The 8966-nt window shown below is 73.4% G+C and carries 8 protein-coding genes; 1 reads left to right on the top strand and 7 read right to left on the bottom strand.

All coding sequences use genetic code 11. The features are described 5' to 3' along the window. The first annotated feature begins 240 nt into the window (after positions 1-240). Positions 241-1905, top strand: coding sequence for a glycerol-3-phosphate dehydrogenase/oxidase (locus AB0K37_RS37865; RefSeq protein ID WP_363989835.1), 1665 nt, complete (start codon positions 241-243; stop codon positions 1903-1905). Between the two features lie 39 nt (positions 1906-1944). On the opposite strand, the gene AB0K37_RS37860 is transcribed toward AB0K37_RS37865, so the two are convergent. Genes AB0K37_RS37860 through AB0K37_RS37830 form a run of 7 tightly spaced genes read right to left on the bottom strand, consistent with a single transcriptional unit; the run spans position 1945 to position 8805 of the window. Further along, positions 1945-2751, bottom strand: coding sequence for a MaoC family dehydratase N-terminal domain-containing protein (locus AB0K37_RS37860; protein ID WP_363989832.1), 807 nt, complete (start codon positions 2749-2751; stop codon positions 1945-1947). 19 nt (positions 2752-2770) lie between these two features. Continuing rightward, positions 2771-3748: an SDR family NAD(P)-dependent oxidoreductase gene (locus tag AB0K37_RS37855; protein WP_363989830.1), complete on the bottom strand. Its 978-nt coding sequence runs from the start codon at positions 3746-3748 to the stop codon at positions 2771-2773. 34 nt (positions 3749-3782) lie between these two features. Continuing rightward, a complete protein-coding gene (locus tag AB0K37_RS37850; RefSeq protein WP_363989827.1) occupies positions 3783-4949 on the bottom strand; it encodes an NADH:flavin oxidoreductase in 1167 nt (388 codons plus the stop codon). A gap of 21 nt (positions 4950-4970) precedes the next feature. Continuing rightward, a complete protein-coding gene (locus AB0K37_RS37845) occupies positions 4971-6128 on the bottom strand; it encodes an acetyl-CoA C-acetyltransferase (RefSeq protein ID WP_363989824.1) in 1158 nt (385 codons plus the stop codon). A 25-nt stretch (positions 6129-6153) separates the two neighbouring features. After that, positions 6154-6771 (bottom strand): TetR/AcrR family transcriptional regulator, encoded by a 618-nt coding sequence (locus AB0K37_RS37840; RefSeq protein WP_363989821.1) that lies wholly within the window; start codon positions 6769-6771, stop codon positions 6154-6156. Between the two features lie 25 nt (positions 6772-6796). After that, positions 6797-7576, bottom strand: coding sequence for an SDR family oxidoreductase (locus AB0K37_RS37835; protein WP_363989820.1), 780 nt, complete (start codon positions 7574-7576; stop codon positions 6797-6799). Beyond that, complete coding sequence (locus AB0K37_RS37830) at positions 7573-8805, bottom strand: acyl-CoA dehydrogenase family protein (RefSeq protein ID WP_363989817.1); 1233 nt, start codon at positions 8803-8805, stop codon at positions 7573-7575. Before AB0K37_RS37830 ends, AB0K37_RS37835 begins: the two co-directional genes overlap by 4 nt. Positions 8806-8966 lie beyond the last annotated feature (161 nt).

The raw sequence follows: 8966 nt of genomic DNA, 5'->3' as shown, positions 1-8966 counted from the left end.
CTCCGCCAGAACTGGAACGAGGACAAACGCTGGCAGCCCACCTGGAACGACGACCAACGCCAACAGGGCTACGCAGGCTGGAAGAAGGCCGTCGACCGGACCCTCGACTGGGTCGACCTGAGTGACTGAGCGCGCCTTCGCCGGGTTGCGGCGGGTTGTTGGCCCGGAGGCCTTCCGGGCGACGGCCCGCCGCAACCCGGCCGCACGACACTGGTTCCGACCTCTCTTCGGGAGCATGCGGTGACATCTGTAGCCCTCGGCCCCCAGTACCGCGAGGACACCCTGCGCGACCTGGCGGAGACCGAGTTCGACGTCGTGGTCGTCGGCGGCGGCGTCGTCGGCGCCGGCGCGGCGCTCGACGCGATCTCGCGGGGCCTGTCCGTCGCCCTCGTGGAGGCGCGGGACTGGGCGGCCGGCACGTCCAGCCGGTCCAGCAAACTGATCCACGGCGGGCTGCGCTACCTCGAACAGCGCGACTTCGGGCTGGTCAGGGAGGCGCTGCGGGAGCGCGGCCTGCTGCTGCAGCGGCTCGCTCCGCACCTGGTGCGGCCCGTCCGGTTCCTCTATCCGCTGCGCAACCGGGTCTGGGAGCGGGCCTACGTCAGCGCGGGGGTGACGCTGTACGACACGATGGGCGGCGCGCGGTCGCTGCCCCGGCACCGCCAGCTCACCCGGCGGGCCGCGCTGCGGGAGGCTCCCGCCCTGCGCTCGGACGCGCTGGTCGGGGCCGTCCAGTACTACGACGCGCAGGTCGACGACGCCCGCTACACGATGATGGTCGCCCGCACCGCCGCGCAGTACGGCGCCAGGGTGGCCACCCGCGCCGAGGCGACGGGGTTCCTGCGCGAGGGCGAGCGGGTGACCGGCGTCCGCGTCCTGGACCTGGAGGGCGACCGGGAGATCGCCGTGCGGGCCCGGCGCGTGGTGTGCGCGACCGGGGTGTGGACGGACGGCGCGCAGGCGATGACCGGGGCCCGGGCCGCGTTCGCCGTGCGGGCGTCCAAGGGCGTCCACCTGGTCGTGCCGCGCGACCGGATCCCGATGGGCACCGGGTTGATCACGCGGACCTCCAGGAGCGTCCTGTTCATCATCCCGTGGGGGCGGCACTGGCTCGTCGGCACCACCGACACCCCGCACGCCGACGGCCCCGACGAGCCCGTCGCCGACCACACCGACATCGGCTACCTCCTCGACCAGGCGAACGCCGTCCTGCGGACGCCGCTCACGCACGACGACATCGAGGGCGTCTACGCGGGGCTGCGGCCGCTGCTGTCCGGCGAGATGGACGACACCACGCGGCTCTCCCGCGAGCACGCCGTCGCCGAGCCGGTGCCCGGCCTCGTCGTCGTGACCGGCGGGAAGTTCACCACCTACCGCGTGATGGCGCGGGACGCGGTCGACGTCGTCGCCGAGGGCCTCGACGACTCCGTACCCGCGTCGGTCACCGGCCGGCTGCCGATCCTCGGCGCCACCGGGTACGAGGTGCTGTGGAACGAGCGGCGCCGGCTCGCCGCCGAGTCCGGCCTGCACGTCGCGCGGATCGAGCACCTGCTGCACCGGTACGGGTCGTGCGCCCGGGAGGTGCTGGCCATGGTCGCCGACGACCCGGCGCTCGGCGCCCCCATCCCCGGGGCCGGGGACTACCTGTGCGCCGAGGCCGTCTACGCGGTGACCCACGAGGGCGCGCTGCACCTGGAGGACGTCCTGTCGCGGCGGCTGCGCGTCTCGATCGAGGAATGGGACGGCGGCACGGCCGCGGCGTCCCGCGTCGCCGAACTCGTCGCGCCCTGGCTCGGCTGGGACGACGAGCGGGTCAGCGGCGAGGTCAAGCGGTACGTGCAGCAGGTCGCGGCGGAGCGCCGCGGCGGCCCGGCCGTGCGGGAGGCGCCCGTCACCGCCGCCTGAGGGAGATCGGCGCCGATCAAGGGAGATCGGCGCCGCTCCTCACGCGAAGGTGGCGGTCATCGCCGTGGCGTCGCCCGGGGCGTGGATCGAGAGGGTGCCGTCCGGGGACCCGGCCGCCACGAACGGCTGCCCCGCGTGGACGGGCCTGCGGGCGCGGAACGACAGTTCGCGCACCTTCAGGCCCGCCCGGCGCGGCAGCTCCAGGCAGAGGATCGCGAGCAGCGGGCCGTGGACGACGAGCCCGGCGTGCCCCTCCACCACGGTCGCGTACACCTCGTCGTAGTGGATGCGATGGGCGTTGTAGGTGAGGGCGCTGAACCGGAACAGCATGACCGGATCGGCGGTCGTCCTCAGGGTCCACGGCGCGTCCACGTCCGGCGCCTCGGACCGCGGCGGCTCCGGACGGGACGCCGTGCCGCCGCTGCGGTAGACGAGATCCTGCTCCTCGACCGCGATCTCGGCGCCGTCCCGCAGGAACCTGTGCCGGACGGTGACGAACAGCATCTCCCCGCTGCGGCCCTGCTTCACCGCGGTGGAGGCGAGCTCCGTCCGGCGCGTGACGGCGTCCCCGGCACGCAGGGGCTCGTGGACCCGGAACCGCCCGCCGGCGAACATGCGGCGCCGTTCGGGGAGCGGCGGGAGGAACCGTCCCTCGCGCGGATGCCCGTCCGGCCCCAGCTCTCGCTGCGCGGGCCGTTCCAGGAAGTGCAGCCAGTGCCAGAGGGGCGGCAGCTCCTCCCCCGGCGGCTCGACGTCGAGCAGCCCGGCCAGCGCCTCCGACGGCCCTGCGCCGACGACCTCGGTCGTCTCCTGGGGTTCCGGGGCCCACCCGGCGATGTCGATCACGGCCCCATCGTCGCAGGCGCTACGCGAACGCGTTCACCCCGGTCAGCTCCGCCGACAGCTCCCACAGCCGCTCGGCCTGCGCCGGGTCGGTCGCGTAGGAGCGCACCCCGCTGGAGGGCGCGCCGACGCGGCCGCGTCGCTCGGGGTCACCGTCCGGGGCCTGTTCGGCGACGTCGCAGTCCTCGCAGTACACGCCGCCCATGCCGTCCAGCCGCGGGGACGTGGCCGCCCACACCGCCGTGGCCGCGCCCTGCTCCGGCGTCTTGAACCCCTGGCCGATCTCGTTCCCGTCCTCGTCGATCCAGCCGTTCGCCACCTTCTCCTCCAGGGGGATGTGGCGCTGGAGGGGCGTCAGGATGCTTCCCGGATGGAGCGAGAAGGCCCGCACGGCGTCCTTGGCGAGCGCGTCCAGGTGGACGGCGAACAGCACGTTGGCCGTCTTCGCCTGCCCGTACGCCTCCCATTTGTCGTAGCCGCGCTCGAACTGCACGTCGTCCCACCGGATCGGGGAGAAGTGGTGCCCGCGCGACGACACCGCGACCACCCGGGCCCCCGGCCCGACGGCCGGCCACAGGCGGTTCACCAGCGCGAAGTGCCCGAGGTGGTTGGTGGCGAACTGCGCCTCCCAGCCGGGCCCGACGCGCGTCTCCGGGCAGGCCATGACCGCCGCGTTGTTGATCAGGATGTCGATGCCGCGCCCGGACGCGAGGAACCGCTCCGCGAACCCGCGCACGCTCTCCAGGTCGGCCAGGTCCAGTTCGTCCACCTCGACGCCGTCGATGCCGCCGACGGCCTCCTTCGCCGCCTCCGGCCGCCGCGCGGGGACCACCACCCGCGCCCCCGCGCCCGCCAGCGCCCGCGTCGTCTCCAGCCCGAGGCCCGAGTAGCCGCCGGTGACGACGGCGAGCCTCCCCGAGAGGTCGATGCCCGCGAGGACGTCCCTCGCCGTGCTCTCGAAGCCGAACCCCGATCCGATCGTGTGCTGTGGAGTGGTCATGCCCCGAACGCTACGAGCTGGAGCGCACTCCAGGTCAATCCGGCGCCGGGACGAGCGGGCAGTGGGTGCCCCGGTAGACCGTCGGGACGCAGCGGTTGCAGTGGACGCACAGCGACGGCGTGGACGGGTCGGCGGCGATCCGGTTCACGAGGTCGGGTTCGCGGAGGAGGGCGCGGGCCATGGCGACGAACTCGAAGCCCTCCGCCATCGCGGTGTCCATGCTCGCGCGGTCGGTGATGCCGCCCAGCAGGATCAGGGGCAGGTCGAGCTCGGCGCGGAACCTCCGCGCGTGCTCCAGCAGGTAGGCGTCCTGGTAGGGGTAGGCGCGCAGGAACCGCTTGCCGAACATCCGCAGGCCGATCCGCATGGGCAGCTTGTAGCTGGCCGCGAACTCGGGGATGGGCATCTCCCCGCGGAACAGGTACATCGGGTTGAGCAGCGAGCTGCCGGCGGTCAGCTCCAGCGCGTCGACGGTGCCCTCCTCCTGGAGCCGGCGGGCGACATGGAGGCTGTCGTCGATCTCCAGGCCGCCGCGCACGCCGTCGCGCATGTTGAGCTTGGCGGTGATCGCGATGCGGTCGCCGACCTCGTCGCGGACGGCGCGGGCGATGCCGAGCGCGACCTTGGCCCGGTTCTCGATCGGCCCGCCGTAGCCGTCCTCGCGGCGGTTGAGGCGGGGGCTGAGGAACGCGCTGGCCAGGTAGTTGTGCCCGAGGTGGAGCTCCACGGCGTCGAAGCCGGACTCGATCGCCAGCCGCGCGGCCTCGGCGTGGGCGCGGGTGATGCGCTCGATGTCCTCCGCCTTGGCGACCTTGGTGAAGGCCATGCCGAGGGGGTTGAAGAACCGGCCGGCCGAGATCGCGGGCACCCCGTTGGAGCTGGCGTCGGCGACCGGTCCGGCGTGACCGAGCTGCGCGGACGCGGCGGCGCCCTCCGCGTGCACGGCGTCGGTGAGGCGCCGCAGCCCGGGGACGGCCTCCGGCCGCATCCAGATCTGCCGCCGCTCGGTCCGCCCCTCGGGCGCGACCGCGCAGTAGGCGACGGTGGTCATGCCCACGCCCCCGGCGGCCGGGCGCCGGTGGTACTCGACCAGGTCGTCGGTCACCAGCGCGTCGGGCGTCATCCCCTCGGACGTGGCCGCCTTGATCACGCGGTTCCGCAGCGTCAGCGGCCCGAGCCGTGCCGGTTCGAAGACGTCCATCAGTCCGCCTCCCGCTCCCGGCTAGGCCAGCCGCTCGATGATGGTGACGTTGGCCTGGCCGCCGCCTTCGCACATGGTCTGGAGGCCGTAGCGGCCGCCGGTGCGGTCGAGCTCGTGCAGGAGGGTGGTCATCAGGCGGGCGCCGGTGGCGCCGAGGGGGTGGCCGAGGGCTATGGCGCCGCCGTTGGGGTTGGTCGTCGCCGGGTCGGCGCCGGTCTCCTTGAGCCAGGCGAGGACGACGGACGCGAACGCCTCGTTGATCTCGACGGCGTCGATCTCGCCGATCGTCATCCCGGTCTTCTTCAGCGCGTACGCGGTGGCGGGGATGGGCGCCGACAACATCCGGATGGGGTCCTCTCCGCGCGCGGACAGGTGGTGGATGCGGGCGCGGGGGGTGAGGCCGTGGTCCTTGACGGCCTGCTCGGAGGCGATGAGCAGCGCGGCCGCGCCGTCGGAGATCTGCGACGAGACGGCCGCGGTGAGGCGGCCGCCCTCCACCAGGGTCTTCAGGCCCGCCATCTTCTCCAGGGTGGTGTCGCGGCGCGGTCCCTCGTCGGCGGTGACGCTCTCGTAGGCGACCGTCTCGCGCTCGAACCGGCCCTCGTCGATGGCGCGGATGGCGCGCTGGTGCGACTCGTAGGCGAACGCCTCCATCTCCTCGCGGGAGATGTCCCAGTCGCGGGCGATCATCTCGGCGCCGTTGAACTGCGACACCTCGGTGTCGCCGTAGCGGCGCGCCCAGCCCGCCGAGCCCGCGAAGGGGCCCTCGGTGAAGCCGAGCGGCGCCGCGGCGGTCATCGCCGAGCCGATCGGGATCTGCGACATGTTCTGCACGCCGCCCGCGACGACCAGGTCCGACGTCCCGGACAGGACGGCCTGCGCCGCGAAGTGCACGGCCTGCTGGGAGGAGCCGCACTGCCGGTCGACCGTGACGCCGGGGACCTCCTCGGGGAGCCCGGCGGCCAGCCAGCAGGTGCGGGCGATGTCGCCGGCCTGAGGACCGAGGGTGTCGACGCAGCCGAACACGACGTCCTCGACGGCGGCCGGGTCGATCTTCGTCCGGTCCATGAGGGCGGTCAGCACGTGCGCGCCGAGGTCGGCGGGGTGCACTCCGGCGAGCCCGCCGTTGCGGCGCCCGACCGGGGCGCGGACCGCGTCGACGATGTAAGCCTCGGCCATGGGGGGTGTCTCCTTCGTACGGGGCCTAGCTCGCCTGGATCCCTTCGAGGAACATGGCGAGGTACTGCTTGGCGATGTCGTCGGCGGACAGCCGCCCGCCGTGCTGGTACCAGTTCGCCGCGACCCAGACGGTGTCGCGGATGAAGCGGTAGATGAGGGTCCGGTCGAGGTCGGCGCGGAAGGCGCCCTCCTTGACGCCGCGGTCCAGCAGGGACAGCCACATCTCCTCGAACCGCCGCTGGGAGTCCAGGAGGTAGTGGAACCGCTCGCTGGTCGCGAGGTGCTTGGACTCGTTCTGGTAGAGGACGACCGCGGGACGGTGCCTGTCGATCGAGCGGAACGACTCGACGACGATGGCCTCCAGGGTGTCGCGCGCGCTGAGCCCGGCCTGCAGGACGCGGTCGTAGGCGGCCCACATGTCGTCCAGGAAGGTCGACAGGATCTCGTCGGCCATCGACTCCTTGGAGTCGAAGTGGTAGTAGAGGCTGCCGCCGAGGATCCCGGCGGCGTCGGCCACCTTCCGGACGGTGGTGGCGGAGTAGCCCTGGGAGGCGAACACCTCGGCGGCCGTGGCGAGCAGCTCGGCCCGCCGCCCCGCGCGGGCGGCGGCGGTTCCCTCGGCGTCGCGCCGTCGTGGACTCATGCGCAGTTCCTCATGTACCGGTGTCCTAAGCGTGCTGGGAGGAGACGGAGACGACCTCGCCCGTCATGTACGACGAGTAGTCGCTGGCCAGGAAGACGATAACGTTGGCCACCTCCCACGGCTCGGCGTAGCGGCCGAACGCCTCCCGGCGCGTCAGCTCCTCCAGCAGCTCCTCCGACGTCACCTTGACCAGGTGCGGGTGCATGGCCAGGGACGGGGAGACGGCGTTGACCCGGACGCCGAAGTCGGCGGCCTCCAGCGCGGAGCAGCGGGTGAGCGCCATGACCCCCGCCTTGGCGGCGGCGTAGTGCGCCTGGCCCTTCTGCGCCCGCCAGCCGATCACCGAGGCGTTGTTGACGACCACGCCGGTGCCCTGGTCGCGCATGAGGCGCAGGGCGGCGCGGGTGCAGCGCATCGTGCCGGTGAGGGTGATGTCGAGGACGCGGCCCCACTGCTCGTCGGTCATGTCGACGAGGTCCGCCGTCCCGCCGAGCCCGGCGTTGTTGACCGCGACGTCGATGCGGCCGAACCGCTCCACGGCCCGGCCGTAGAGGGCCTGGACCTGCTCCTCGGAGGTGACGTCGCAGGGCAGCGCGTCGACCCGGTCGGCGCCGAACTCCTTCTCCAGCTCCGCCGCCGTCGCGGCGAGCCGCCGCTCGTGCGCGTCGGAGACCAGGACGCGGGCGCCCTCCTCCAGGCAGCGGCGGGCGGTGGCGCCGCCGATGCCGGCCCCCGCCGCGGCGGTGATCACGACGGCGCGGCCGGCGAGCAGGCCGTGTCCGGGGACGTAGGGGGGCGGGGTCATCCGCGTGCCTTCCTGTCGGCGGCCGGTTCACGGGGCAGGCCGAGCACGCGCTCGGCGATGATGTTGCGCTGGATCTCGTTCGACCCGGCGTAGATCGTGTCGGAGCGGGAGAACAGGAACAGCCGCTGCCAGTCGTTCAGGTCGTAGGGCTGCGCGGTCCCGCCGTCCGGGCCCGCGCCCGGCGCCCCGTCGGCGACGAGGCCGGCGGCGCCGAGGACGTCCATGGCCAGCTCGCCGAGTTCGCGGTGCCAGGTGCCCCAGACGAGCTTGGAGATCGACGACTCGGGGCCGGGCGCGCCCGACGCGACGCCCGCCATGGTGCGCACCGCGTTCAGCCGCATGATCTCCAGGCCCATGTAGGACCGGGTCAGCCGGTCGCGCAGCAGGGGGTCGTCGATGGCGCCGGTGCGGCGGGCGAGGTCGGCGACGCCCTCGAACTCGCGCCGGAACCCCACCTGCTGGCCGAGCGTCGCGACGCCGCGCTCGAACCCGAGCGTCGCCATCGCGATCCTCCAGCCCTCGCCGGGCTCCCCGACGATGTTGCCCGCGTCGGTGCGGGCGCCGTCGAAGAACACCTCGTTGAACTCGGAGGTGCCGGTGAGCTGGACGATCGGCCGGATGTCCACGCCGTCCTGCCGCATCGGGACGAGCAGGTACGACAGGCCCCGGTGGCGGGACGACCCCGGCTCGGTGCGGCACACGACGAAGCACCAGTCGGCTTCGAGGGCCAGCGACGTCCACACCTTCTGCCCGTCGACCAGCCAGTGGTCTCCGGCGAGCTCGGCGCGGGTCTGCACGTTGGCGAGGTCGGAGCCCGCGTTCGGCTCGGAGTAGCCCTGGCACCACAGCTCCCGCGCCGCCACGATCGGCGGCAGGAAGCGGGCGCGCTGCTCGTCGGTGCCGAAGGCGATGATCGTGGGCCCGAGCAGGTTCTCGCCGATGTGGTTGACCCGGGCGGGCCCGTCGGCGAGCGCGTACTCCTCGTGGAAGATCACCTGCTGCTCGACGGTGGCGCCGCGGCCGCCGTACTCGCGGGGCCAGCCCACGCAGGTCCAGCCGGCGGCGGCCATGTGACGCTCCCAGGCCAGCCGCTCCTCGAAGGCCTCGTGCTCGCGGCCGGGGCCGCCGAGCCCGCGGGCGTGCGCGAACTCGCCCGACAGGTTGCTCTGGAGCCAGTCGCGGACCTCGGCGCGGAAGGCCCGGTCCGCGGGGGACTCGTTCTGCTTCACGCCAGCGACTCTACCAAACAGTTGTTAGAAAGAATCACCCCCCAGGGCGGGCTCCGCCTCCCGCGCGGTCGCACCCGTCCCCAAGGACCAGATGTGCACCGAGATCTACGGCGGTCCGGAGATCGCCACGGTCAAGGGCACCTGGCAGGGCAAGCCGATCG

This window comes from Actinomadura sp. NPDC049753 (assembly GCF_040674655.1).
GTDB lineage: Bacteria > Actinomycetota > Actinomycetes > Streptosporangiales > Streptosporangiaceae > Spirillospora > Spirillospora verrucosospora.
This window is presented reverse-complemented; position numbering and strand designations above follow the sequence as displayed.

What these genes read in the sequence shown, in the direction of transcription:
- AB0K37_RS37855 (WP_363989830.1), bottom strand. Translation starts at nt 3,748, where the DNA reads ATGACCACTCCACAGCACACGATCGGATCGGGGTTCGGCTTCGAGAGC.
- AB0K37_RS37835 (WP_363989820.1), bottom strand. Translation starts at nt 7,576, where the DNA reads ATGACCCCGCCCCCCTACGTCCCCGGACACGGCCTGCTCGCCGGCCGC.
- AB0K37_RS37850 (WP_363989827.1), bottom strand. Translation starts at nt 4,949, where the DNA reads ATGGACGTCTTCGAACCGGCACGGCTCGGGCCGCTGACGCTGCGGAAC.
- AB0K37_RS37845 (WP_363989824.1), bottom strand. Translation starts at nt 6,128, where the DNA reads ATGGCCGAGGCTTACATCGTCGACGCGGTCCGCGCCCCGGTCGGGCGC.
- AB0K37_RS37840 (WP_363989821.1), bottom strand. Translation starts at nt 6,771, where the DNA reads ATGAGTCCACGACGGCGCGACGCCGAGGGAACCGCCGCCGCCCGCGCG.